The 1,068-nt window shown below is 59.2% G+C and carries 1 pseudogene; it reads right to left on the bottom strand.

The features are described 5' to 3' along the window. Positions 1-146: 146 nt before the first annotated feature. Positions 147-1,066: pseudogene (locus tag IVA95_RS13635) on the bottom strand (IS110 family transposase). Positions 1,067-1,068 lie beyond the last annotated feature (2 nt).

Here is a 1,068-nt window from a genome sequence, read left to right as displayed (position 1 = left end):
GGCTCGCGGGCCGTGGCCTTGATGGGAGTACGCACGCATCGTTGGTCTCATTAGCGGACAGGTTGGCGAGCAACCATTAGGGTCACCAGACTTCATCGATCCGTTCCATGCATTCTCTCTGTCGCGAACTAGGATGAGGTTTTGGTTCAGATCGCCACCACCTCATGATGGGAAGTGTCAAAGGCCGTCTCATTGCGCAGGATGCTCCACGTGATCCGCGCGAGTTTGTTGGCCAGTGCCGTCGCCAGCTTGTTGCGATGCAGCCGCGGAGCTGCGTTCCGAAGCCATGCTCCGAAGCTGAAGCGATCCCAATTGTGCGGACGCATCAGGATGACGTTTGCGGCCTGGATGAACAGGGTTCTGAGGTATTTGCTTCCTCGTTTGGAGATGCGGCCCAGAATGGATCGGCCGCCCGTGCTGTACTGACGTGGCACAAGACCAAGCCATGCGCCGAAGTCTCGTCCGCGCTCGAATGCCTCGCCAGTACCAATAGCAGAGACAACGGCGGTCGAGATCAGTGGGCCAATGCCGGGAACGCTCATGAGGCGGCGGCAGTTGACTTCCTTCTCGCCGATTTGGTCGATCTCGCCGGCAATGGTCTCGATCCGCTCATCGAGAAACGTCCAGTCCTCGTATAGATCAGTGATCAGGCCGCGCATTCGTGGCGATATCTCGTCCTGCCGGTTCTCTAGGATCCTAAAAGAGAGTTGCGCAGAGCCCTTGCTCCAGCCCTGACCGTGATGCCTTGCTCGATCAGAAAGGCACGGATCTGATTGATCGTCGCTGTCCGCTGCGAGACCAGCCGGGAGCGAACGCGATGGAGGGCCTGGAGGTCAAGTTGGTCCTGCGTCTTCTCTCGCACGACGCGCAGGTTAGGCCGCAGTGCGGCCTCTGCAATCGCCTCAGCGTCGTTGTAGTCGTTCTTCTGTCCCTTCAGGAACGGCTTCACATAGGTCGCAGGGATGATCCGCGGCTGGTGACCCAGTTGACGCAGCGCCCGACTGACAAAATGGGCGCTGAGGCACGCCTCCATGCCGACGATGCTCGGAGGCAGCTTTTTAAAGATCG

The sequence above is a fragment of the Bradyrhizobium sp. 157 genome, from assembly GCF_023073815.1.
In the GTDB taxonomy this organism is placed as follows: domain Bacteria; phylum Pseudomonadota; class Alphaproteobacteria; order Rhizobiales; family Xanthobacteraceae; genus Bradyrhizobium.
The sequence above is the reverse complement of the archived record's forward strand: the minus strand, read 5'-3'. Positions and strand labels throughout refer to the sequence as shown.